27 protein-coding genes and 3 pseudogenes are annotated in these 24,797 nt (G+C 36.9%); 21 read left to right on the top strand and 9 right to left on the bottom strand.

What is annotated here, in order from left to right; translation table 11 throughout:
- The first annotated feature begins 78 nt into the window (after positions 1-78).
- Positions 79-876, top strand: coding sequence for a phosphotransferase family protein (locus AC1DMU_RS23875; protein WP_088064596.1), 798 nt, complete (start codon positions 79-81; stop codon positions 874-876).
- A 3-nt stretch (positions 877-879) separates the two neighbouring features.
- Here AC1DMU_RS23875 and AC1DMU_RS23870 read toward each other — a convergent pair whose 3' ends face one another.
- Positions 880-1,158, bottom strand: coding sequence for a YtzH-like family protein (locus AC1DMU_RS23870; RefSeq protein WP_001122236.1), 279 nt, complete (start codon positions 1,156-1,158; stop codon positions 880-882).
- Between the two features lie 228 nt (positions 1,159-1,386).
- Between AC1DMU_RS23870 and trmB the strand changes: the two genes are divergently transcribed.
- The gene (trmB, locus tag AC1DMU_RS23865; RefSeq protein WP_001239384.1) at positions 1,387-2,040 is read left to right on the top strand and encodes a tRNA (guanosine(46)-N7)-methyltransferase TrmB; all 654 of its coding nucleotides are present in this window, start codon (positions 1,387-1,389) and stop codon (positions 2,038-2,040) included.
- 71 nt (positions 2,041-2,111) lie between these two features.
- Positions 2,112-2,966 (top strand): YtnP family quorum-quenching lactonase, encoded by an 855-nt coding sequence (locus tag AC1DMU_RS23860; RefSeq protein WP_075311122.1) that lies wholly within the window; start codon positions 2,112-2,114, stop codon positions 2,964-2,966.
- 40 nt (positions 2,967-3,006) lie between these two features.
- On the opposite strand, the gene AC1DMU_RS23855 is transcribed toward AC1DMU_RS23860, so the two are convergent.
- Together AC1DMU_RS23855 and AC1DMU_RS23850 are read right to left on the bottom strand one after the other, a co-directional pair.
- Positions 3,007-3,516: a GNAT family N-acetyltransferase gene (locus tag AC1DMU_RS23855; RefSeq protein WP_088064595.1), complete on the bottom strand. Its 510-nt coding sequence runs from the start codon at positions 3,514-3,516 to the stop codon at positions 3,007-3,009.
- Positions 3,517-3,588: 72 nt separating this feature from the next.
- Positions 3,589-3,900, bottom strand: a complete 312-nt coding sequence (locus AC1DMU_RS23850) for a PepSY domain-containing protein (protein ID WP_048540743.1) — start codon at positions 3,898-3,900, stop codon at positions 3,589-3,591.
- Between the two features lie 148 nt (positions 3,901-4,048).
- On the opposite strand from AC1DMU_RS23850, the gene AC1DMU_RS23845 reads away from it, so the two are divergent.
- The 10 genes from AC1DMU_RS23845 (at position 4,049) to murC (ending at position 16,115) form a co-directional block, all read left to right on the top strand.
- Complete coding sequence (locus tag AC1DMU_RS23845; protein ID WP_001031515.1) at positions 4,049-5,122, top strand: M42 family metallopeptidase; 1,074 nt, start codon at positions 4,049-4,051, stop codon at positions 5,120-5,122.
- 286 nt (positions 5,123-5,408) lie between these two features.
- Positions 5,409-5,918: a DUF84 family protein gene (locus tag AC1DMU_RS23840; protein WP_088064594.1), complete on the top strand. Its 510-nt coding sequence runs from the start codon at positions 5,409-5,411 to the stop codon at positions 5,916-5,918.
- Positions 5,919-6,001: 83 nt separating this feature from the next.
- Positions 6,002-6,316 carry a thioredoxin family protein gene (locus AC1DMU_RS23835; protein WP_000838193.1) on the top strand — a complete coding sequence of 105 codons (315 nt, stop codon included), beginning with the start codon at positions 6,002-6,004 and terminating at the stop codon, positions 6,314-6,316.
- Positions 6,317-6,394: 78 nt separating this feature from the next.
- Positions 6,395-7,207, top strand: a complete 813-nt coding sequence (locus AC1DMU_RS23830; RefSeq protein WP_000784602.1) for a DUF1444 domain-containing protein — start codon at positions 6,395-6,397, stop codon at positions 7,205-7,207.
- Positions 7,204-7,818, top strand: coding sequence for a YtpR family tRNA-binding protein (gene ytpR / locus AC1DMU_RS23825; protein WP_001006767.1), 615 nt, complete (start codon positions 7,204-7,206; stop codon positions 7,816-7,818). Before AC1DMU_RS23830 ends, ytpR begins: the two co-directional genes overlap by 4 nt.
- A gap of 194 nt (positions 7,819-8,012) precedes the next feature.
- A complete protein-coding gene (locus tag AC1DMU_RS23820; protein WP_088064593.1) occupies positions 8,013-8,357 on the top strand; it encodes a thiamine transporter in 345 nt (114 codons plus the stop codon).
- 38 nt (positions 8,358-8,395) lie between these two features.
- Positions 8,396-9,352, top strand: coding sequence for an N-acetylmuramoyl-L-alanine amidase (locus AC1DMU_RS23815; RefSeq protein WP_098133123.1), 957 nt, complete (start codon positions 8,396-8,398; stop codon positions 9,350-9,352).
- Positions 9,353-9,507: 155 nt separating this feature from the next.
- Complete coding sequence (locus AC1DMU_RS23810) at positions 9,508-13,371, top strand: DNA translocase FtsK (RefSeq protein WP_476941582.1); 3,864 nt, start codon at positions 9,508-9,510, stop codon at positions 13,369-13,371.
- Positions 13,372-13,432: 61 nt separating this feature from the next.
- Positions 13,433-14,551: a nicotinate phosphoribosyltransferase gene (locus AC1DMU_RS23805; RefSeq protein WP_000658380.1), complete on the top strand. Its 1,119-nt coding sequence runs from the start codon at positions 13,433-13,435 to the stop codon at positions 14,549-14,551.
- 253 nt (positions 14,552-14,804) lie between these two features.
- Positions 14,805-16,115, top strand: coding sequence for a UDP-N-acetylmuramate--L-alanine ligase (murC, locus tag AC1DMU_RS23800; protein WP_000219461.1), 1,311 nt, complete (start codon positions 14,805-14,807; stop codon positions 16,113-16,115).
- Between the two features lie 55 nt (positions 16,116-16,170).
- Here the strand turns inward: murC and AC1DMU_RS23795 are convergent, their stop codons facing one another.
- A complete protein-coding gene (locus AC1DMU_RS23795; protein ID WP_088064591.1) occupies positions 16,171-16,833 on the bottom strand; it encodes an HAAS signaling domain-containing protein in 663 nt (220 codons plus the stop codon).
- Positions 16,830-17,174 carry a PadR family transcriptional regulator gene (locus AC1DMU_RS23790; protein WP_043935380.1) on the bottom strand — a complete coding sequence of 115 codons (345 nt, stop codon included), beginning with the start codon at positions 17,172-17,174 and terminating at the stop codon, positions 16,830-16,832. Before AC1DMU_RS23790 ends, AC1DMU_RS23795 begins: the two co-directional genes overlap by 4 nt.
- Before the next feature lie 145 nt (positions 17,175-17,319).
- Between AC1DMU_RS23790 and AC1DMU_RS23785 the strand changes: the two genes are divergently transcribed.
- From AC1DMU_RS23785 to AC1DMU_RS23775, 3 genes are all read left to right on the top strand, one after another.
- Positions 17,320-17,868 carry a GNAT family N-acetyltransferase gene (locus tag AC1DMU_RS23785; RefSeq protein ID WP_088064590.1) on the top strand — a complete coding sequence of 183 codons (549 nt, stop codon included), beginning with the start codon at positions 17,320-17,322 and terminating at the stop codon, positions 17,866-17,868.
- Complete coding sequence (locus AC1DMU_RS23780; protein WP_088064589.1) at positions 17,865-18,356, top strand: GNAT family N-acetyltransferase; 492 nt, start codon at positions 17,865-17,867, stop codon at positions 18,354-18,356. Before AC1DMU_RS23785 ends, AC1DMU_RS23780 begins: the two co-directional genes overlap by 4 nt.
- A 76-nt stretch (positions 18,357-18,432) precedes the next feature.
- Positions 18,433-18,837, top strand: coding sequence for a PH domain-containing protein (locus tag AC1DMU_RS23775; protein ID WP_088064588.1), 405 nt, complete (start codon positions 18,433-18,435; stop codon positions 18,835-18,837).
- A 34-nt stretch (positions 18,838-18,871) separates the two neighbouring features.
- Here the strand turns inward: AC1DMU_RS23775 and AC1DMU_RS23770 are convergent, their stop codons facing one another.
- A complete protein-coding gene (locus AC1DMU_RS23770; RefSeq protein ID WP_088064587.1) occupies positions 18,872-19,987 on the bottom strand; it encodes an aminopeptidase in 1,116 nt (371 codons plus the stop codon).
- A gap of 187 nt (positions 19,988-20,174) precedes the next feature.
- On the opposite strand from AC1DMU_RS23770, the gene AC1DMU_RS23765 reads away from it, so the two are divergent.
- The 5 genes and pseudogenes from AC1DMU_RS23765 (at position 20,175) to ccpA (ending at position 23,773) form a co-directional block, all read left to right on the top strand.
- Complete coding sequence (locus AC1DMU_RS23765) at positions 20,175-20,687, top strand: DUF948 domain-containing protein (protein WP_001197725.1); 513 nt, start codon at positions 20,175-20,177, stop codon at positions 20,685-20,687.
- A complete protein-coding gene (gene ytxJ / locus AC1DMU_RS23760) occupies positions 20,687-21,013 on the top strand; it encodes a bacillithiol system redox-active protein YtxJ (protein WP_046956174.1) in 327 nt (108 codons plus the stop codon). Before AC1DMU_RS23765 ends, ytxJ begins: the two co-directional genes overlap by 1 nt.
- A gap of 117 nt (positions 21,014-21,130) precedes the next feature.
- Positions 21,131-22,147: a CamS family sex pheromone protein gene (locus AC1DMU_RS23755; RefSeq protein WP_088064586.1), complete on the top strand. Its 1,017-nt coding sequence runs from the start codon at positions 21,131-21,133 to the stop codon at positions 22,145-22,147.
- Between the two features lie 56 nt (positions 22,148-22,203).
- Positions 22,204-22,308 (top strand): annotated as a pseudogene (locus tag AC1DMU_RS23750) (hypothetical protein); the annotation flags it as partial.
- A gap of 466 nt (positions 22,309-22,774) precedes the next feature.
- Entirely contained in the window at positions 22,775-23,773 is a 999-nt protein-coding gene (gene ccpA, locus AC1DMU_RS23745; protein WP_001103309.1) for a catabolite control protein A, read from the top strand.
- A 34-nt stretch (positions 23,774-23,807) separates the two neighbouring features.
- Here the strand turns inward: ccpA and AC1DMU_RS23740 are convergent.
- From AC1DMU_RS23740 to dhp61, 3 genes and pseudogenes are all read right to left on the bottom strand, one after another.
- Positions 23,808-24,169, bottom strand: a pseudogene (locus AC1DMU_RS23740) (DUF4288 domain-containing protein).
- Between the two features lies 1 nt (position 24,170).
- The gene (locus tag AC1DMU_RS23735; RefSeq protein WP_088064585.1) at positions 24,171-24,407 is read right to left on the bottom strand and encodes a DUF3949 domain-containing protein; all 237 of its coding nucleotides are present in this window, start codon (positions 24,405-24,407) and stop codon (positions 24,171-24,173) included.
- Positions 24,408-24,485: 78 nt separating this feature from the next.
- A pseudogene (gene dhp61, locus AC1DMU_RS23730) lies at positions 24,486-24,784 on the bottom strand (protein Dhp61).
- Positions 24,785-24,797: the final 13 nt, after the last annotated feature.

Genomic DNA, 24,797 nt, shown 5'->3' with positions numbered 1-24,797 from the left:
TATGAATCCACAACATATGTAGAAATGTTGCGGTTTTTCTTTTCATAACTATAAAAGATAAGGATTTGTTAACGGGTAATGAATATGGAATGGTTGGAACAATTATTAGGAAAAGAGTGGAGTCTTGTACCGGCTGGTGGAGTAACGGGCGATGCGTATATTGCGCAAAACGGACAACAGAAGTTATTTTTAAAGCGGAATACATCGCCCTTTTTAGCGGTATTGTCAGCAGAAGGAATTGTTCCAAAATTACTTTGGACAAGAAGGGTAACGAACGGTGATGTAATTTCTGCTCAAAAATGGCTTCCGGGACAGAAGCTAGAGCCAGAGGATATGAAACTAGAACGTGTTGCGAAACTTTTGAAGAAAATACACTCTTCTAAAGCGCTTGTACAGATGATTCAAAGACTTGGGAAGCAGCCGCTTCACGCACAAGAGTTATTACAACAACTGCAACTGGTTTTAAGAGGAGATATAAGGGATGATGAAACAATTCAGCAAGGCCTTCAATATTTAATGGATTCATTAAAAGATATTGAATACAATGAATTCGTTGTATGCCATTGTGATGTGAACCATAACAACTGGCTATTGTCGGATGAAGATGAGTTGTTTTTAATTGATTGGGATGGAGCTGTAATTGCTGACCCAGCTCTAGACCTCGGTATGTTATTATATTGGTACATTCCGCGCCACGAATGGAGCGAGTGGCTCAAATATTATGATATTGAAATGGATGAATCGCTGCTTAGGCGTATGAGATGGTATGTAATAGCACAAACGATTTTGTCTATGCAATGGCACAAAACAAAAAAACAGCAAGCAGAAGCTGAATATTGGCATCAATATTTACAGCAACTACTTGCTTCAGAGTAATACTTAAGAAAAATTGTCCATTCCAGCAATCCACTGAGTAAGTTGTTCTTGATTATTGGAAATGTGGTTGTCCAAATTAGAGGAAGATTTACCCGATTGACTATAAGAATATACATCGTTTAGCATTGCTTTAGCGTCACTACTTATACTATCGTTTGCGAGTAACGATTGAATGAGACGCTCTAATTGCTCGCATTCAGAAACTGTCCCGCAACAATCACTTTGGTGATTGACTAAAATATCTTTCAGCACTTCTAATTGATGTTGTTGATTAATTGGCATGAACGGATCATCCTTTCGATTGTTTTTCTCTTCAAATGTACGAGAAAAAGCTGTTTCGTCATGGAATGTTTAATGCTGTATGTAGTTTTTATCAAAATGGTACATCTTATACTTGAAAGAAACGGACCGAGTGCTCGTACGTACTTGGTTTTTTGTTTGGGAGATTGATTAAAACAGAGAGAAGGAATTATTCCTTTAAAATAGCTATGTAAAGAGAGGGAGACATCTATGCGTTTAAGACATAAACCATATGCAATGGATCGAATTAATGAGTATTCACATATCGTAATTGGAAACCCAGAGGAGCGCGCTGGTAACTGGAAAGAAGTATTTGGAAATGAGCAACCAATTCATATTGAAGTAGGTACAGGTCGTGGCCGCTTTATGTACGATATGGCAAAAGCAAACCCACATATTAATTATATTGGAATTGAAAAATTCACAAGTGTTGTTGTAGATGCACTTGATAAATTAATTGAAGAAGAAGTACCGAACTTAAAGTTAATTAATAAAGATGCTGAAGATTTAACAGTTTTCTTTGCAAAAGGTGAGATTGACCGCGTTTATTTAAACTTCTCAGACCCATGGCCGAAGAATCGTCATACGAAGCGTCGTCTAACGTATAAAACATTTTTACGCAATTATGAAGAAGTGTTAGTAGAAGGCGGAGAAATTCATTTCAAAACAGATAACCAAGGTTTATTTGAATACTCTCTAATGAGTATGGCTGAGTATGGTATGTTATTAACTTACCTGAGCCTAGATCTTCATAATAGTGATTATGAAGGAAACATTATGACAGAATACGAAGAGAAATTCTCAAGTAAAGGTCATCGTATTTACCGAGTTGAAGCAAAATATCGCACAGAGCCTATGCAGTAATGCATAGGTTTTTTTTGTAACTAAAATAATCGGAATTTTATGTTAATATTGAAAGGAAAGGGGGATGAAAAATGGAACAGTTACAAATTGGAGATATAAAAGTGACGTGGCTAAAAGGCGGGAACACACATTTAGATGGGGGAGCAATGTTTGGTGTTGTACCGAAAGTGCTTTGGTCACGTAAATATAAACATAATGATACAAATCATATTTATTTACGAACAGATCCGTTACTTTTGCAAACGAAAGACGGTAATATGCTCATTGATTCCGGAATAGGAAACGGTAAATTGAATGAGAAGATGAAGCGAAATCAAGGTGTAACAGAAGAGTCATCGGTTTATAAATCATTAGAAAAACTAGATTTAAAACCTGAAGATATTCAGTATGTCTTAATGACACACCTGCATTTTGATCATGCATCTGGTTTAACGAAATGGGAAGGTGATCACCTTGTGCCATCGTTTCCGAATGCGAAAGTTTACGTAAGCGAAACAGAATGGAATGAAATGAGGAACCCAAATATCAGGTCGCGTAATACATATTGGAAGGAAAATTGGGAGCCGATTGTAGATCAAGTTGTTACATTCCAGCAAGAAATAGAAATTACGGATGAAATAAAAATGGCGCATACAGGTGGTCATAGTGATGGACATGCAGTTATTGCTTTAGAAAGCAAAGGTGAAACGATGATTCATTTAGCAGACCTATTGCCGACGCACGCACATCAAAATGTACTATGGGTGATGGCCTACGATGATTATCCGATGACATCAATTGAAAATAAGAAAAAGTGGATGGAGTACGGCGCTGAAAACGATGCTTGGTTTACGTTTTATCATGACGCGTATTACCGTGCAGTAAAGTGGAATAAGGAAGGACATATTGTAGAAAAGATAGAGCGGAAAACGAGTGTAGAAGCATAAAAATAGGAGGTTGTTCCAGAATATTTGCTGGAGCAGCCTCCTATTTAGATATGCTATATAAATAATGAAGCATATCTCCATTATAATATTTAGTCATGAATTCTTTTTCTTTAATCATACCAAGCTTCTTAGCAACTTTTTGTGAAGCAATATTGTCATGTTTAATAATTGAATAGACTTTTGACAGTCCTAATTCATTAAAAGCATATTCTTTAATGCTTTTAGTAATTTCACTTGCGTAACCTTTATGCCAAAACTCTTTTTTTAACAAATATCCAATTTCTATGACCTGTTCAACATCGGTATCCTGCATACTTAAACCGGCATTCCCTATAAATTCATCAGTTTCTTTTAGATACATCCCCCATAAGCCAAACCCAAAATCTTTATATCGTTTTATATTTTTATCTAACCAGGATTGGACATCAGCATCAGAAAAATTGTGCTTATAAGCATACATTACATCTGGATCTTGCAACATCATTTTTAAATCATCAAAATCATCTTGTCGCATTTCCTTTAGGCATAAGTATTCGGTTTCTAATATCATCTAACATCGATACTCCTTTTATTTCTTTCACAATTAAAAAATAAGAGGTTCACCTAATGGGAACCCTCCTTTTTATGCTGCTATAACCTCTAAAACAGTACCTGTTTTAGCATCAACTAAAAATTCAAATCGTTCTTGTATATCATCTAACATCGTTGTAAGACCGCCACGATAAACTTCGTATGCGACATCATATTTTTCAAATGCCTCTGGAACCATATGTACCCAAGAGCCAGTAATTTCACCTTTATGACTTAATGCTTGTTTCACCATTTTCAATGCTTTTTCTGAAGAAATATGGGATTGTTCTTGTACTTTGTTTGCAACAAGATAACCAGCTGCGAACCCAACGCCAAGACCTGCTACTAAACCTTTCCAGCTCATATATTCACCTCAATTCTATAAAATAAAAATAGTGTACCAATAATAATTATAAAGCAAATACAGTTAAAAAAGAAGAAACTAGAAACATTTCGAAAATTTCGTTACAATAAAAGAGGTATTCTACTAAGGTTTGAAAGAAGGGGACTTCGTGAATAAAGAGACATTACAATTATTTCGTACGTTAACAGAATTACAAGGTGCATCAGGTTTCGAACATGATGTACGCCGTTTTATGAAGCAAGAATTAAGCAAATATGCGGATGAAATTGTGCAAGACGGTTTAGGTAGCGTATTTGGTCTGAAAAAAGGGGACGAAACTGGCCCACGTGTTCTTGTAGCAGGTCATATGGATGAAGTAGGTTTCATGGTTACGCAAATTACGAAAAACGGGATGCTTCGTTTTCAAACGTTAGGCGGCTGGTGGAGTCAAGTGTTATTAGCGCAACGTGTACAAGTTATGACGAAGAATGGTCCTGTTATTGGGGTTGTTGGTTCTATTCCTCCTCATTTATTAAGTGACGCGCAACGTGCAAAACCGATGGATATAAAAAATATGTTAATTGATATAGGTGCAGATAGCTACGAAGATGCGATTGAGATTGGTGTAAAACCAGGACAACAAATCGTGCCAATCTGTCCGTTTACGCCGATGGCAAATGAAAAGAAAATTATGGCGAAAGCTTGGGACAACCGTTATGGATGTGGCCTTGCAATCGAATTATTAAAAGAATTAAAAGATGAAACATTACCAAACACATTATACTCTGGTGCGACTGTACAAGAAGAAGTTGGTCTTCGCGGTGCACAAACTGCTGCAAATATGATTCAACCAGACATTTTCTATGCGCTTGATGCAAGTCCAGCAAACGATGCATCTGGTGATAAAACGCAGTTCGGTCAATTAGGAAAAGGTGCTCTTCTTCGTATTTACGACCGTACAATGGTAACACATAGAGGAATGCGCGAATTCATTTTAGATACAGCAGAAACACACAACATTCCGTACCAATACTTTATTTCACAAGGTGGTACAGATGCAGGCCGTGTACATACAAGTAACTCAGGTATCCCATCAGCAGTAATTGGTGTTTGCGCACGTTACATTCATACACATGCTTCTATTTTACATGTTGATGATTATGCGGCAGCGAAAGAACTCATTACGAAGCTTGTAAGAGCAACGGATAAAACGACGTTAGAGACAATTAAGAATAACGCGTAGAGGAGAAGGGCGAAAAACCCTTCTTTTTTTAGGTTGAATAGATGCCCCAGCGGTGTGTGGTGGCGGTTAGTGCTTAATAGGTGCTCGAATGGTGTATTAAGACCGTGGGTAGGAAGAAAGAAGAAGCCTGTTTTTTTTGTTTAGGACCAATAATATTGTGGAAAGCCATCTTCTTTTATAGGTAGAAGGGATTCCACTGTGGTGTGTGATAGTGGTTGGTACTTAATTTGTGCCGAAGCGGATATTGGATGGAACAAAATGATGAATTTTTATAGAGGTGAACGAAATGAAAGTAGTAGTTGGATCGAAGAATAAAACGAAAGTTGGTGCTGTGGAGAAGGTTTGGAAAGATGCTACAATTACATCTCTTTCTGTTCCTTCAGGGGTAGCAAACCAGCCGTTTACAGATGAAGAGACGATGCAAGGAGCGATTAATAGAGCGAAGCGAGCGCTACAAGAAGGAGAAGCTCAAATTGGTATTGGATTAGAAGGCGGCGTAATGAAAACGGAGCACGGTTTATTTATGTGTAACTGGGGCGCGCTAGCAACAAATACCGGTAAAACATTCGTTGCAGGCGGTGCACGTATTAAGTTACCAGATGATTTTTTAGCACCTCTTGAAGATGGCAAGGAGTTAAGTGAAGTGATGGAAGAGTTTGTACAAAGAAAAGATATTCGTAGTCACGAAGGTGCTATCGGTATTTTTACAGATGATTATGTCGACCGCACGGAATTATTTGTACACGTTGTTAAGTTACTTGTTGGGCAATATAAGTATGACGAAAAGCAAGCATAAACCTTGCACCATGCGCGATGTATGGTAGTATAAAAGAAAGATTATAACATGAAAAAATGCACTCGTTAGAGGAGGAAATATAGATGAAATCATTAGAAAGCATGGAGCAATTCCAACAATTGAAAAATGAAGAGAATGTAGTCTTTATGTTCTCAGCAGAATGGTGCCCAGACTGCCGTTTTGTAGACCCGTTTATGCCAGAAGTAGAAGAGAAATATAGTGATTTCTCATTTTACTATGTAGATCGTGATGAGTTTATTGATCTATGCGTAAAATTAGACGTATTTGGCATTCCGAGCTTTGTAGCGTACAATAAGGGTGAAGAAACAGGTCGCTATGTAAACAAAGATCGTAAAACACAAGAGCAAATCGAAGAGTTCATTGAAGGTTTAAAATAAGGCAATTTGCCAATTGAATTGTAAAACAACCTCTACCTTCGCGGGGGAGGTTATTTTTTTGGAAGGGAGGAAAAAGAGATGAAGATGACAAGTAAAAAGATGAAAGACGAGTTAATGAAGAAATTATCTCGCCCAGAATGGGACTTTCAGTATGATAGCGAGAAAGAAGTTCTACGTATAGAACAGAAAGACTCGAAAAAAGGTATTAACGTATCGCTTCCAGGAGTTGTGGCAAAATGGGAAGTGAATAAAGAAAAAGCAATTGAAGAGGTTGCTTATTACGTACAAGAAGCGTTAATTGCGATGCATAAAGAAGAAAATAGCGCAGCGAAAATTTTACCTGTTATTCGCTCTACTTCTTTCCCGAAACAAGCAGAAGAAGGAAATCCGTTTATTATGACGGATCATACGGCGGAAACACGTATTTACTACGCGTTAGATTCGAATAAAACGTATCGACTCATTGATGAGCGTCTATTACAAAAATTAGAACTTACAGAGCAACAAGTGCGTGAAATGGCATTATTCAACGCTCGCTCATTAGGTTATGAATTTAAACAAGAAACAGTAGCAGGGAATACATTCTACTTTTTAAACACAAATGATGGGTATGATGCGACGCGTATTTTAAACGAATCGTTACTACAATCGATGCGTGAAAAGATTTCTGGTGACATGGTTGTTGCTGTTCCTCACCAAGATGTATTAATTATTGCTGATATCGTCAACGAAATCGGTTATGATATTATTGCACAAATGACAATGAAATTTTTTGCCGAAGGGCATGTTCCGATTACATCACTTTCATTCGTATATGAAGATGGAGACTTCGAGCCAATCTTTATTTTAGCGAAGAATCGGAAGAAGACAGATGGAAAAGAGAAAGGATGAACGAAGTGAACGTTTTTTACAACCTTGAAGGAATTGGTGACACTCTAATTGTTGCCTTACAAGATATTACTTTAGAGAACCGTACTTTTGATCGCAAAGGAGATGTTGCACGCGTATACGATCGTGAAAGCAATGTAACAGCAGGATTCAACATCTTTAATGCGTCTTCTTACTTAGAAGTAAAAGAAACAGGTAACCTAACATTAACGAAAGAATTTGTAGAAAAAATCAACGGGATTTTAGCGAAGAACGGCTTTGAAGAAACAGTAGAAGCAGATCTTTCTCCAAAATTTGTTGTAGGCTATGTAGCTGAAAAAGAGAAGCATCCAAATGCTGATAAGTTAAACATTTGTAAAGTAGAAATCGGTACAGAAACATTACAAATCGTATGTGGCGCACCGAACGTTGATGCAGGACAAAAAGTTGTCGTTGCAAAAATTGGCGCTGTAATGCCAAGCGGTATGTTAATTAAACCAGCTGAACTTCGCGGTGTTCCTTCTTCTGGAATGATTTGCTCAGCGCGTGAATTAGAGCTTCCAGATGCTCCACAAGAAAAAGGTATTCTTGTATTAGAAGATAGCTTTGAAGTTGGACAAGAGTTCAAATTTTAATTGATGTAAGAAAAGAGAGGTTGTCCTTTTGGACAGCCTCTCTTTTCTGTTGAATCGTTGATATATTGCGAGTTGTGACAGATATATTCAAAAAATCGTTCATATGATAAGGATGTCACCTTTTTTCTCAAAAACTATATTGTATTTTATAAACAAACTAGTTAAAATTTAGAAAAATAGAAGGGGATAGACGTATGAAACAACAACTAAAAATTGCAGAACTTCTGAAACGAATTGAAACTTCAAAACAGCAAGATATCGAACTAGGTTCCTATGAAATATATGTGTTTAGCGAAAATGAATTAGAAAAAGGACAAATCGGTTATCGATATGATAAACATAAAAATTCATTAATAGGTGAAGAACATGGAAAATGGAAAGAAGAATGGATTGTTATCGGATATGAAACAGATATGGGGGATCCGATTTTCGTAAATGTGGCTGATGGTGCGTATTTAGTTTATACGGCAGAGCGTGGTACAGAAACGTGGCAACCCGTTCATATTGGAAATATGGATGAGGTTATAAAACAATTATAAAAAACTTTGAGACCGGTGCAAAGTGATGGGAGAAACACATGAAGTATATAAAAATAATGAGCATGATCGCATTCATTGGAATATATATGGGAGGTTGTTCGCAAGAAGAACCGAAAAAAGAAGTAACATCTTCTATGCAGGAAAAAAACAAAGATAACAAGGAAGACGCACCGGTAGAAAAGCAGCAAGAAGAGAAAGAAAAGAAAGAAGAACCGCTAGCAGTTCAAACGAATGAGCAAGTGGAGCAGAAGCAGGAGGAAGTGCTGGCTGAAGAAAAGAAAGAGGAAGCTACGCCAGCGCAGCCAACAGAGCAACCGCTGCAAAATAATGAACAAAAAGTAGAGAGTAATGAAAAACAAGGAAAGTTTCTTGTTGTTATTGATCCGGGGCATCAACAAAAAGCAAATTTATATTTGGAGCCAATCGGGCCAGGAGCAACGACGCAAAAATATAAAGTGACAGATGGTACAACTGGTGTTGTGACGAAAAAAAGAGAGGCTGTTCTTGTATTAGAAATGGCTTCCGTATTAAAAGAAAAGTTAGAAGCAAAGGGAATACAAGTATTAATGACGAGAACGTCACAAGATGTGGATATAAGTAATAAAGAACGCGCGACATTTGCGAATGATCATAAGGCGAATTTATTTTTACGTCTTCATGCAGATGGCTCTGAAAATCCGAATCAAAGTGGATTTGCTGTATTAACGCCGGCAGAAGGAAGTCCGTACACGAAAGAGATTTATGCTGAAAGTCTTCAAATCTCTCAAACGATTGTAAATAAAATGAGAGAGAATCATCAAGTGAAAGTAAATGGAATTAAATTCAGGGATGACCTTTCTGGATTTAATTGGGCAAAGGTTCCTGGCGTACTATTAGAACTTGGATTTATGTCAAATTCTGAAGAAGATAAAAAATTATCTGACCCACAATATGTAAATTCTTTATTGCAAAGTGTAACGGATAGTGTAGATGAGTATCGGAAGAGTAAAGCTTAAACGCAGTCTTACATGGAAGGCTGCGTTTTTCCATATGAAAACACTCGTAAATTAGAATGTTATGGATAAATATGACATGCTTAATTTTACCTGCACTTTTTGCCGAATGCTGATACAATAAAGGATGTTACTATTTAGTAGAAAGAGTGGTAAGCATGTTAGATTGGATGAAAAAGCTGTTTAACAAAGAGGAAGAACAAACAGCGATAAATAAAGAAGTACCAAAGCAAATCGAAAGTCAGCCGAAGATCCCTCGTGTAAACCACTACACTGAAGCAAGAGAAGCACAAATGGCAAGTCGGAATGCAGGTAAATGCCGTTTTCCATTAGTACCGGATAATGGGTTCGATGAAGAGGATGTTATAGCAACAGGGCATTTTGAAGAACAACCTGTTCAAGTTGTAACATATGAAAATCAGCCTACTCAAAGAGGGGTCAAAGTGGAAAGAAGTAGACGACAGTATGTGGAAAAAGTAGTTTCTACATATGAAGAGCCGGCAGTACAATATGAACCGGAGAGAGAGCCTGTCGTAAAGAAAGCATCTGCACCTTCGCAAGAAAGTAACCGTAGACCATTTCGTCCAACAGAAATGATCTCGCCAATTTACGGATATAATCGTCCTTCTGTAGAGAAAAAGGTAGAAAAGCAGGAGGAAAAAAAGGAAAGAGAAGATCTTGAAATATCTGTAGAGGGCAAATCAGTCGTTGATGCATGGTTAGAGAAAAAAGGATATACATTATCTGATTTCTCAGAAGGACAAGCAACGAATTCTTCCAGTCATGAAGGTGTTGATCAGCGAGATCAACAAAGTAAAAAGGAAGAAAAGTCAGTTGTCGATCAATGGCTAGAGAAAAACGGTTATGAAATTGAACGCCAAGAGCCTATAGTAGAAGAAAAAGAAGTGGTTCAAGAAATTAGTGCACAGCAGGCAGTTCCAGCGGGTGAAGTACCTCATCAAACAATTGCTGAGCGTATGGAAGATGCTAAGCAAGAAAGTGATGTAGTGGTCAAAAACATTCTACAAACAGAATTAGTAGATTCTAAAGTAGAGCACGAGGATACAATATTATCAGAAGAAACTAAACGTAATACAGAAATAGAACAACCTACTATTGAAGTAGAAAAGCAAGCTCCAGAAGAATCAGTGATTGTCAAAGCAGAAGAAAAACTTGAAGAAACAATCATCGTGGAAATACCAGAAGAAGTGGAAGTAATTGCAGAAACAGAAGAGTCAGAAGAAGTGGAAGTAATTGCAGAAGCAGAAGAGCTAGAAGAAGTGGAAGTAATTGCAGAAACAGAAGAGTCAGAAGAAGTGGAAGTAATTGCAGAAGCAGAAGAGYYAGAAGAAGTGGAAGTAATTGCAGAAGCAGAAGAGCTAGAAGAAGTGGAAGTAATTGCAGAAGCAGAAGAGCTAGAAGAAGTGGAAGTAATTGCGGAAGCAGAAGAGTTAGAAAAAGTGGAAGTAATTGCAGAAACAGAAGAGCTAGAAGAAGTGGAAGTAATTGCGGAAACAGAAGAGTCAGAAAAAGTGGAAGTAATTGCGGAAACGGAAGCGCCAGAAGAAGCAGAACCTGTAGTACTTGAGGAAACACAGCAAGAAATGGTTTTAAATGAAGCAATTGAACAAACGAATGAATTCATACATGTTGCAGAGGCTGAAGAACAAGCGAAGAAAGATGTTCAAAGCTTTGCGGATGTTTTAATTGCAGAAGAACAACGAGTTGTAGAAGAAGCAACGATTGCAGAAGGACAACAAGTTGTAGAAGAAGCACCGATTGCGGAAGAGCAACGAGTTGTAGAGGAAGCACCAGTTGCAGAAGGACAACAAGTTGTAGAAGAAGCACCGATTGCGGAAGAGCAACGAGTTGTAGAGGAAGCACCGATTGCAGAAGGACAACAAGTTGTAGAAGAAGCACCGATTGCGGAAGGACAACAAGTTGTAGAAGAAGCACCGATTGCGGAAGAGCAGCCAGTTGTAGAAGAAGCACGGATTGCAGAAGAACGACAAGTTGTAGAGGAAACACCGGTCTCAGAAGAGCAACCAATTGTACAAAAAGAAGAACCAAAACGTCAGAAAAAGCGCCATGTCCCATTTAATGTTGTTATGTTGAAACAAGACAGAACGCGATTAATGGAAAGACATGCGGCTAGAGTAAATGCAATGCAACCTTCTATGAGTGAACGAGTAGAGAATAAGCCTGTCCAACAAGTGGAAGAAAAGCCAATGCAGCAAGTAGTAGTGGAACCACAAGTGGAAGAAAGACCAATGCAACAAGTGGCAGTAGAACCACAAGTGGAAGAGAAATCAATACAGCAAGTAGTGGTAGAATCACGAGTGGAAGAGAAACCAATGCAGCAAGAGGTAGTAGAACCACAAGTGGAAGAAAAACCAATGCAGCAAGTAGTGGTGGAATCACAAGTGGAAGAACGTCCAGTGCAGCAAGTAGTGGTGGACCCACAAGTGGAAGAGAGACCAATGCAGCAAGTAGTGGCAGAGCAAGTACAAAAGCCAACTTCAAGTACGGAAGTACAAGAGAAAGCATATGTTGTAAATCAAAGAGAGAACGATATGCGAAATGTATTGCAAACACCACCGACATATGCAATTCCGCCATTAACATTGTTGTCAATTCCGCAGCAGGCAGCTTTAGATAATACGGAATGGTTGGATGAACAGAAAGAATTATTAGATACAACATTTAATAATTTCCACGTTGGTGCACATGTTATTAACGTATCGCAAGGTCCAGCGGTAACTCGTTTTGAGGTACAGCCAGACCCAGGTGTGAAAGTAAATAAAATTACAAACTTAAGTGATGATATTAAACTGAGTTTAGCAGCGAAAGATATTCGTATTGAAGCACCGATTCCAGGGAAGAGTGCGATTGGAATCGAAGTTCCAAATAAAGAAAGTAAGCCAGTATTCCTTCGTGAAATTTTAAGAAGTCCTGTGTTTACAAAGAGCGAATCACCGCTTACAGTTGCGCTAGGACTTGATATTTCAGGCGATCCAATTGTAACGGATATTCGAAAAATGCCACATGGACTTATTGCGGGTGCAACGGGTTCTGGTAAAAGTGTGTGCATTAACGCAATTTTAACGAGCATTTTATATAAAGCGAAACCGCATGAAGTGAAGTTAATGTTAATCGATCCGAAGATGGTTGAGCTTGCACCATACAATTCTGTTCCGCATCTTGTAGCACCTGTTATTACGGATGTAAAAGCAGCGACAGCTGCATTAAAGTGGGCGGTTGAAGAAATGGAGCGTCGTTATGAATTGTTTGCGCACGCTGGTGCTCGTGATTTAACTCGTTATAATACGATTGTAAGTGGGCGAGAAATTCCAGGAGAGACATTACCTTATATCGTTATTGTCATTGACGAGTTAGCCGATTTAATGATGGTAGCACCTGGTGATGTTGAGGAAGCGATTTGTCGTATTGCGCAAAAAGCACGTGCTTGTGGTATTCATTTATTAGTAGCAACGCAGCGTCCGTCTGTAGATGTTATTACAGGTTTAATTAAGTCAAACATTCCAACGCGTATTGCGTTTACTGTATCATCTCAAGTTGATTCGCGTACGATTATTGATATTGGGGGCGCGGAGAAATTACTTGGCCGTGGTGATATGCTATTTTTAGGAAACGGTACGTCTAAACCAGTTCGTGTACAAGGTGTATATGTATCGGATGATGAGATTGAGAAAACAGTTGATCATGTGAGAAAGCAAATGAAGCCGAATTACTTATTTAAGCAAGAGGATTTATTAGCGAAAACAGAACAAGCTGAGTCGGAAGACGAATTGTTCTTTGATGCATGTCAATTTGTTGTAGAACAAGGGGGAGCGTCCACATCTTCTGTACAGCGAAAATTCCGCATCGGTTATAATCGCGCGGCACGTCTCATTGAAGAGATGGAATCGCAAGGGATTATTTCTGAAGGAAGAGGAACGAAACCGAGAGATGTCCTTATTTCTGAGGATGAATTCGCTGCTATGCAGGAAACAAATGTATAGTAAACGGTTTTGCTGTATACTAATAGAAAATGTTGGATAGTAAAGTAGGGAGTAAAGCGACATGAAAGAAATTGAATTAAAATTAAAAGGTGAAATAAATAGACTAACAAATAGAACATTTAAATTTGACGAACGTGTTGGAGAAGGTTGGTTCTCTGCCGTTTACTTTTTAAAGACTAGAGAAATCATTGAAGAATTTCGCCCGAAAAGTGTTGTGACGATGCAATTTTTCCAAAAGGAAAATGCAGTTCTTTGCGGAACAGATGAAGTGATTGCGTTGCTACAAACATTCGCCAAAAATCCTGAGGAACTTGAAATTAACTCTTTAAAAGATGGCGATAATATTAGTCCGTTTGAAACAGTGTTAACAATTCATGGTCCTTATGAAAATTTCGGATTTTTAGAAGGTGTCATTGATGGAATTTTAGCCCGTCGTACATCAGTTGCGACAAACGTATATAACGTTGTCCAAGCTGCGCGTAGCGTAGATAAAGAAAAACCAGTTATTTTCATGGGAGATCGTGACGATCATTATACGCAACAAGCTGGTGACGGTTATGCAGCATACATCGGAGGTATGAGCGCACAAGCGACGCATGCGATGAATGAATGGTGGGGTAGAAGTGGTATGGGGACAATGCCTCACGCATTAATTCAAATGTTTAATGGTGATGTTGTGGAAGCGGCAAAAGCATATCATAAGAAATTCCCAGAAGATGAATTAGTTGTATTAATTGATTACAATAATGATGTCATTACAGATGCACTTCGCGTAGCGCGTGAATTTGGATCAACATTAAAAGGTGTACGTGTAGATACGTCGCGCACGATGATTGATCAATACTTCATTCGCCACCCAGAAGTACTTGGAACATTCGATCCACGTGGTGTAAACCCATCGCTTGTATTCGCACTTCGTAAAGCACTTGATGAAGAAGGATTCCAGCATGTAGACATCGTTGTAACTGGTGGATTTGATGAGAAGCGTATTCGTGAATTTGAAGCTCAAAACGTACCTGTTGATATATACGGAGTAGGAAGTAGCTTATTAAAAATGAATATTGGCTTTACTGGTGATAACGTAGAATTAAATGGAAAACCAGAAGCGAAAGCTGGTCGTAAATATCGTCCAAACCCACGTCTAGAGCGTGTTCAATTAGAAAAAAGAGAAGATATGTAAAAGAGAGAAAAACTGATAGGTGATTGACCCTATCAGTTTTTCTGTTATCATAGTATAGCGGCTTCTTTTTTGCTATAATGGATTTGTTATGGACATAAAAAAGAAGTACGTACGAGTTTATCCTGATAAGTGAAGGGAAAGAATAACTTCACTACATCAAAAATGTATGATGATTACCAAAATAAGAAAAGATTCATATACTGTCTTATAGATAGGCCGTTGTATTAGTTCGAAATGTTGGAGGTTCTTTAAGATGACAGTTTACCATTTTGTAGGAATTAAAGGAACAGGAATGAGTTCATTAGCTCAAATTCTTCATGACATGAAGCATACTGTTCAAGGGTCTGATTATGAAAAGCGTTTCTTTACACAAACAGCGTTGGAAAAGCGTAATATCTCGATCCTTCCTTTTGATAAAAATAATGTAAAAGAAGGACAAGTGATTATTGCAGGAAATGCATTTCCTGATACGCATGAAGAAATTGTAGCAGCAAAAGAATTAAACATCCCAGTACATCGTTACCATCACTTCTTAGGTGATCTTATGAACCAATACACAAGTGTTGCTGTAACTGGTGCACATGGAAAAACATCAACAACTGGTTTGTTAGCCCATGTAATGCAAGGTGCACACCCTACATCTTACCTCATTGGAGATGGAACAGGGCATGGGGTAGAAAATAGTAAGTATTTTGTATTTGAAGCTTGTGAGTATCGTCGTCATTTCTTGTCTTACAATCCAGACTATGCAATTATGACAAACATTGATTTTGATCATCCAGATTATTTCTCAGATATCAATGATGTATTCAATGCATTCCAAGAGATGGCATTGCAAGTGAAAAAAGGTATTATTGCATGTGGGGATGATGAAGAACTTCAAAAAATTCAAGCGAAAGTACCTGTTATTTTCTATGGATTTGGAGAAGATAATGATTTCCAAGCACGTAACATTCAAAAGAGAACAGATGGTACTATTTTCGATGTATTCGTTCGTAATACGTACTATGACACGTTCAAAATTACAGGATACGGCAACCACAGCGTATTAAATGCATTAGCAGTAATCGCGCTTTGCCATTATGAAAACGTTGATGTAGAAGCAGTTAAGCATCAGTTAACAACTTTTGAAGGCGTAAAACGTCGCTTTAATGAAAAGCCAATGGGAGAGCAAGTTATTATCGATGACTACGCACACCATCCGACAGAAATTAATGCAACGATTGAAGCAGCTCGTCAAAAACATCCAGAGCGTGAAGTTGTCGCTGTATTCCAGCCGCATACATTCTCACGTACAGAAAAGTTCTTAGATGAGTTCGCTGAAAGCTTAAGCAAAGCTGACCAAGTATACTTATGTGATATTTTCGGATCAGCGCGCGAAAACAAAGGTGAATTAACAATCGAAGATCTGCAAAAGCGTATTGACGGTGCAGAACTAATTACAGATACAACAACGGATGTATTAAAGAAACATAAAAACGGCGTTCTAATTTTCATGGGCGCAGGAGACATCCAAAAATTCGAAGCAGCTTACGTAAAAGAAGTTCAAGTTGCAGAGAAGTAATAGAAAAGACGCATAGCTGTGGCTGTGCGTCTTTTTTTGTTGTGTTCGATATATTTTAAAAAGCGTTAATCTGTTGATATTGTTTATTCTTTTTGTATAGTTGTTTTAATAAAAAGATATATAGTGAACTAAAAAGTACATATCCGATTAAATAATAGAATGAAAATATATCGAATTGTTTTGTTATCATAATTCGAATCGCGAAGAATGCAAACGGAAGTGCAATTAAAACGCTAGTACTAAAGGAAATCATTGTTTTTAAAAATTTTAATTGCTTTGTATTCCAATGGTTTTCTCTACAGATGAACCAAATATTGCTTACGATAAAGGCTAATAAAAATGGTAAATTAGCTGAAATATTTATAAAGCCAAGTGCGATAGGTACTGATAAAGCAACGAGTGGAGCAACAGATAGCCCTGTAAAGTATTTAATAAATGTATTTGTAAATTGCTGTGCATCTTGAATAACGTCTGTATATTCTCCGGCAATTTCCTTTGCTAATTCTTTTGGAGGAAGAAATTCTTCAATCACTTGTGAAGGGATGATTTCTAATGGTATCCCTTCACTTTCTTTACTTAATGCATTTTCATATAAATCCGATTTGATCTCTAGCACATGTTGTTCTCTTGCTGACGTAGGTAGGTTCATTAAACCTTTATGAAGATCGTGTAAGAAAGAAGTAATGAGTTCATTTGAAAAGAATTGTTCTTTATTCATTTTTTATCCTCTCCTTTAGCTAGTAACATTAGAGCATGATACACTGCATCATAATCATGTAAGCGACTATTTAAAATTTCTCTCCCTTCGTCTGTAATTCGATAGTATTTTCTTTTTGGGCCATCACCGGACTCTTCCCAATAGGAAATAGCCCAATTGTTTTTCGTGATTCGATTTAATATGGGGTAAATCGAACCGTTTGGGATATGAAACACAGGGATATCTTGTAATGCACTTGTAATTTCGTATCCGTACATAGGTTGTTTACTTATTAAAGACAAAATAGCGAGATCAAAAACACCTTTACGTAATTGAATTATAAAATTATCATTTTTTTCCATACTTTAACTATATATGACTCATATCTAGATATCAATCATATATAGTGGTTGTTCATATATAAAATTCAAAAGAAAGTGTGAATATTTAACAATTTACATCTGTAAGTGTTAGAATAATAAGAAAACTGAAAGGGAGCTAAAAAACATGTTCACACTTCGAGTAGACGAAGAAATCGAATTACAGTTATTAGAGAAGCATTATAAAGAGGAACTATATCAATTAATAGACCAAAACCGTAATCATTTACGAAGATGGCTTCCTTGGGTAGATGGGATGAAATCAGCTGGTGCGTATGATGAGATTTGTCCGATGTGGTTAAAGAAGTTTGCAGAGGGAGACGGTTTTGAAAGTGGCATACGTTATAAAGGAAAGTTCGTTGGGATGGTAGGCATTCATCCGGTAAGTTGGGGGAAGAAAGCGGCCAGTCTCGGATATTACCTGGCAGAAGATGCTGGTGGGAAAGGTATTATGACGCGTAGCGTGAAAGCTGTACTTCACTATGCATTTGAGGATTTAAAATTAAATAAAGTGGAAATTAGATGCGGTGTTGAAAATGTGAAAAGCCGCGCTATCCCAGAGCGTTTAGGTTTTAAGTTAGATGGTATTTTAAGAGATGATGAATGGCTATATGATCATTTTCACGATATCGCTGTATATAGTTTACTAGCTTCAGAGTGGAAGGAGATTCGATGAACGAGAAGATACGTATTATTCCGTATGAAAGTACGTTTCAAGATGAAGTAGTAGATCTTATCGTGCATATTCAGCAAAAAGAGTACAATGTCCCCATTACGAAAGAAGAGCAGCCAGACCTGCTTGAAATAGAAACATTTTATCAAAGGAATCATGGAAACTTTTGGGTAGCAACTTATGATGATAAAGTAGTTGGAACAGTAGCTTTATTAGATATTGAGAATCAGCAAGTAGCGTTAAGAAAAATGTTCGTAAAAAAAGAATTTCGCGGAAAAGAATGGGGCGCATCACATAAGTTGCTCCAAACAGCAATTTCGTGGGCTGAGAATAAAAAGCTGAAAGATATTTACTTAGGAACGACAGTGAAATTTTTAGCAGCACATCGCTTTTATGAAAAGAATGGTTTTCAAAGTGTGGATATAGAAGATTTGCCAAAAAGTTTTCCAGTGTTACAGGTGGATAAGAAATTCTATAGATATATTGTTTAAGAAGGTCATGTAGAAATGGCCTTTTTTTATGAACTAAAATGGAAAAATTGGTATAATTTAGGGTAGGGGGGCGTGTATGAACATTCCGATTCAAAGAAGTAAATCGGTAGTAATTTTCGTTTGTCTCACGTTAGTTTTTATGTTCGTATATCCACTTGTCATGATTATCTCAAATAAAGAGCAGTGGATGTCAGCGTTAATTGGAATGGGTTTATGTTTCCTTGTAAATGTACCACTCGTTTGGGAAGTATTTATTAAAAAGCATAAAGTAGAAAATGGTGTATTAAAGTACGGTATTTTAAATGACGATATCGTATTGAAAGAGATACGAATCATTCGTCAAGTTGGGAAATCCCTTGAAATTACGACGAATACATACAAAGTACATATGGTTACGATGCCGCAACATATGGAGCAGTTTTTATCGCTTGTAGAAAAAGAGAGTCCACATGTGAAAATAGAAATGGTAGGTAATAAATAAAAACGCTCGGAGAACATTCCGAGCGTTTTTATTATTATTTTAAGTTCTCTGGGTTTAAAGCTTCTAGTTCAGATACAACGAAGCGTCCGTCTTTACGGATTAGTACGTCGTCGAAGTAAATTTCGCCGCCGCCGTATTCAGGGCGCTGGATGCATACTAAATCCCAGTGAATGTTCGAGTTGTTGCCGTTCCATGCATCTTCGTAAGCTTGTCCAGGTGTAAAGTGGAAGCTGCCATCGATTTTTTCATCGAATAGGATGTCTCCCATTGGATGTAAGATGTATGGGTTTACGCCAATTGCGAACTCACCAACGAAGCGTGCGCCTTCGTCTGTATCGAAGATTTTGTTAATGCGCTCTGTATCGTTTGCAGTTGCTTCAACGATTTGACCGTTCTCAAATTTAAGTTGTACATTTTCAAATGTATAACCGTTGTAAGGAGATGGTGTGTTGTAAGAAACTGTACCATTAACAGAATCGCGAACTGGTGCAGAGTATACTTCACCGTCTGGAATGTTTAAATGACCTGAGCATTTAATAGCTGGAATATCTTTAATAGAGAATGTTAAGTCAGTTCCAGGGCCAGTTAGGCGAACTTTATCAGTTTTATTCATTAATGTAACAAGGCTATCCATCGCCTTATCCATTTTACCGTAGTCTAAGTTACAAACTTCGAAGTAGAAGTCTTCGAAAGCTTCTGTGCTCATTTTAGCAAGCTGCGCCATAGAAGCATTTGGGTAGCGAAGAACAACCCAGCGCGTTTTCGGAACGCGGATGTCTCTATGAACTTTCTTACCAACTGTTTGACCGTGAATTTGCATTCTTTCACTTGGCACGTCAGCTTGTTCGTTAATGTTATCGCCAGAGCGAAGACCGATATAAGCGTCCATATCTTTCATTATGCTTGCTTCATATGCAGCGATTTGTTCAAAATGTTCTTCAGTAGCACCCATTAATAAAGAGCGATCTACTTGATGATCTTTTAAAGAAACGAATGGGAAACCACCAGCTGCATATGCTTCTTTTACAAGTGCAGTTACAAGTTCTTTTTGTAAGCCAAAGTTTTCAATTAATACTTTTTCGCCTTTTTGTAAGCGGATAGAGTAGTTAATTAAATTGTATGCTAACTTTTCAATGCGTGGATCTTTCATATGTAAAGCCTCCCTACTAATTATGTATCCTCTCCTATTGTAACCTACTTAGTGGAATTTGTTGAATCATTTATGTTAAAGTTAACGAATAAGTATGAAAATTCTAATGAAAAGATAGGGATTAGAACGAAACGGAAAATGATTGTATAATAGGGGAAAGTATGAAAAAGATAAAGGAAGTGATGAAATGCAAGTTCTTTTATATGTAAGTGCGGCTATTATCGCGGTTGCTTTCGCTGTATTAGTAGTATATGTATGCAGAACGTTGTTATCGGTTCAAAAGACGTTAGAAAACGTTGCAAGCACGTTAGAAGGTTTAGAAAAGCAAATGCAAGGGATTAGCGTAGAGACGGAGCAATTATTACATAAAACAAATGCGTTAGCTGATGACATTCAACAGAAGTCACAATCATTAAATAAAGTAGTATCGGGTGTAGATGGAATTGGAACGACAATCCATTCTTTAAATACGAAACTTCGTAATGTATCAGATTCTGTTACGGACGAAATTGAAAATAATGCCGATAAAGTAGCGCAAGTTGTACAGTGGAGTAGCGCAGCAATTGAAGTATACAATCATTATCGTGCGACAAGACAAGAGAAAAAGGTTGAAAAAGAAGAGCGTAAATTAGAAAGACTTGAGAAAAAAGCTGAAAAGAAAGAAAAGCGCTCTAGACTTCGTATGAGAGGTGAATCGTGATGAATATGACAAAAATTGAAGCAATTGAAGAACTTGAAGTATTAGTAGAAAAAAACGAGCCTTATGTTCTTTTTAAACATAGTACGACATGCCCGATTAGTCACGGTGCATATACAGAATTTCAAGCGTATTGTAGTGAAGAAAGAGCAGTACCAGCGTATTACTTATACGTACAAGATGCGAGAGATGTTTCGAATCGTGTTGCAGAACAGTACAGCATTAAACATGAATCTCCGCAAGTGTTATACATAAAAGATGGGATGGTAGTATGGAATACGTCTCATTGGAACATTAAAAAAGACGCTTTAGAAGAGAATATTAAGTAAAAAGAAGCAAGCGAAAGGTGCTTGCTTCTTTTTTTTGTTTTTGTTGAAATATATTTAATGGTACACTGTTATTAGTTCAAATTAAATAATTAGATTGTTGAAAGTAGGTTTTAAGTAATGAAGAAAATGGCATTATCCTTCGCGGTCGTAAGTTTATTACTAGGAGCTTGTAGTAATGATACGATTAGTAAGAAGGATGAAGTTATACAGAAGGATACGAAAGAAAAAAGCATGATTCCGAGAACTGCTGTTTCTAAAGATTATTATAGAACTGTAATTCCTTTAAAAGAACAAAAGGTTATCAATACAGCTAATATAACAACAAATTCTAAATTAGATTTAGCAGAGTATGAAAATGGTTTAATGAATATTGCAAAAGAGCAATTTGATACAGAAAATCATGTACTACAATTAAATCAGTATATTCCGGAGAAGTTAGTTGATGAACTAGTCGCAAAAGTAAAAGCACCCGTTTTGACAAATATTATAGAACAAGACTATTTCGGGAAGCAGAATTCAAATGAATTAAGTTTATCTGGCGTTGTGATCGGGTTAGCCATGTCTTCAAGTGTATCGAATGAAGAAGCTATGTCTAAGGGTACTGAAGTTGCCAAGCAACTTATTGAAGCGATTAATAAAAATGACAAGTATAATAAGTCTCCAATTACGTTTGCGATCTTTAAGCAAGAAAGTACAAGTTCTTTAAAAAATGGGACGTATATTGCTAGTGCTACCGTTCAAAAGAATGATACGAACCTTGGAAATTGGAATACGATCGATGAACAAGCATATTCATATCCTTCTGATGAATTTAAACAAGCACATGGAGAAGATAATACAAAAATAACTGAATTTGCTGATGCGATGAAAGGTTTTTCTACTGGAGACTTTATCCCAGTAAATGCTAAGGTTTCTTATAAGAAAAATCAAATGGATACATTAAATATGAATATCGTTATTAAATATAACGGTAAAACAGAATTAATGGCTCTTACCCAACTGGCTGCTCAAAGTATGTTAGAAAAATTACCTAAAGATGCGAAAGTACAATTGCAGATAAAGTCTGAGAGTAAAATCGAGGCAATTATTATAAAAGAGAAAAACAGCGAAAAACCGTTTGTTTCCTTCTTATAAAAAAAGACAGTGTTTAAACTGTCTTTTTTTTTATTGTAAGTGAAAATGTACGAAGGGAAAGAGCGACGCTTAATACGCTTCATGTTTCCGCTGTGCCGATTTTAAAGAAAGAAGCATATTTACCTGTCGTTGTCGATATAACGCATTCTACAGGGTGCCGCACACCTCCAAATCCAGCGCATCAAATGACTACCATTGTCGTTTTCTGTCGGTAAGTCGATATATTTAAAAAATTGCTGATATAATTGGAGTTGTGGTCGATATATTTGGAAAATCGCTCATATATTTCGAGTTTTGATCGATATATTCGAAAAATCGCCGATATAAATTTCATTTACTATCTACTATCGTATTGCTTAAAATAAGGTTTCTACGTATTGAATATCTATATTTTTACAAAAAATGCCCTTTTTTTCATAAAAAATACGAAAATACGAGAAAAGAAGCGAATTTTTTCGAAACTTTTGCGGGAAAATATTGTATGAGCCTGCGTTTTTATCGTATCATTAGTAAAAGGAAGAACTCGGGACGATTGGTGGCATCTGCAAATAGAGTTGATGTCTTTTTTTCATTCAAGTAACCGATACATAAAAATAGATAACAAAAATAGAAGGAGTGTGCGATGAGATGAACGTAACAATTTATGATGTAGCGCGTGAAGCAAACGTTTCAATGGCTACCGTATCTCGTGTAGTGAACGGTAATCCAAATGTAAAGCCTACAACAAGAAAGAAAGTATTAGAAGCGATTGATCGTTTAGGGTACCGCCCAAATGCGGTAGCACGTGGACTAGCAAGTAAGAAGACAACTACAGTAGGTGTTATTATTCCTGATATCTCAAATACGTTTTATGCAGAACTTGCTCGTGGAATTGAAGATATCGCAACAATGTACAAATATAACATCATTTTAAGTAACTCTGACCAAAACAAAGAGAAAGAGTTCCATTTATTAAATACGATGCTTGGAAAACAAGTGGACGGAATTGTTTTCATGGGTGAAGATATTACAGACATTCACATTGAAGAATTCAAAAAGTCTCCAGTACCAATCGTATTAGCAGCGTCATTTGATGAGCAAAATGAAACGCCATCAGTAAATATTGATTATACGCAAGCAGCTTACGACGCAATGAAGCACTTTATTGAGCAAGGGCATACGCGTATCGGTTTCGTCTCTGGTCCTTTCATTAATAAAGCGGGAAGCGCGAAGAAGTTACAAGGTTATAAAAAAGCTTTAGAAGAAGCAGGTATTTCATATGATGAAAATCTTATAATCGATGGAGATTACACATATGATTCAGGTATCGAAGCATTCGAAAAGCTTTGGAGCAGTGATGAAAAGCCAACAGCAATCTTCGTATCTTCTGACGAAATGGCACTAGGTGTAATCCATGCAGCACAAGACGCTGGATTAAACGTACCAACTGATGTAGAAGTACTTGGTTTCGATAATACACGCCTTGCATTAATGGTTCGTCCGCAACTTTCAACAGTTGTACAACCAATGTATGATATCGGTGCAGTAGCAATGCGTCTATTAACAAAGTATATGAACAAAGAAAAAGTGGAAGATCACACTGTTATCTTACCTCACCGTATCCAATTTAGAGATTCAACGAAATAAGTATAAAAAAGCTCACAGCAATTGCTGTGAGCTTTTATTCGTATTCAGGGTAGTATGTTTTAACTATTGTATCTACCGTTTCATTTTTTTAACGTGTAAAAATCTTGCGTACAACTCTGTTCCTGTTTCAAATGAAGTATCATTTAATTCAAATACATGTAGCACTTTTCGAAACTTCCATGTGACTTGTTCACCGTACACATTATCGTACGATTCTTCAGAGTGTATAGCTATTTTTTTGCCTAATTCGTGAGCTTCCTCTAGGTCGTTTGCTTTAACGAGGATAATACTTTCTTCAAAAAGTTTATCGTGATTTTCTTCATAATGCTCATCCACTTTCGTAGGATGAGGCTCACCAGAATGAACAGATTCAAATAATAATTTTACAGCGTACATATTATGCTGCATGTTTCACCTTATAAATAATACTTGCGACAAGCGAAGCAGGTATTGTAAATACGTTGCTTTGATAATGATAGTGTATTTGGGATTCTTCATAAGACATGTTGTCATATAGCTCGTTTTGTGACACGTTCATTTTTTTCTGTTTTTTCTTTAATATCTTAATATAGTTATACTGTATTGGGACGAGAATGATGAAATAGGCTAATACGATTAGTGAAATCCAAATCATTATGAACACTCCCTTGTAAAGAATATTTATATATGGTAATTATATCGATTTATATAAAAAATATCCATTTTTTGGTGGTCAATTTTCTTTCCAAAATGCAAAAAGTTCTTCAGGACTTCGTAAATTATGTTCCAGGCATGTTTGTGTGCAGTGCGTTTAAAACTTTGTATTAATTGTTCTAACCTAGAAGGATTATATTGTTTTACATTGCCAGCAATAATAATTTCATCTTTGTCTAAGTTAAGTGATAATTTTAGTAAAGTTATATTTGTTTCTAATTGTACAACTTAGACATAAAAAAACTTTTTGTCTAAGTCGATTGTAATATAATCGAATCGCTCTACCTGTTTAAAATATCCTACAATATCATCTTCCAATTGAAATCCTCCC

It is taken from the genome of Bacillus sp. 01N45, from assembly GCF_056399205.1.
This window is presented reverse-complemented; position numbering and strand designations above follow the sequence as displayed.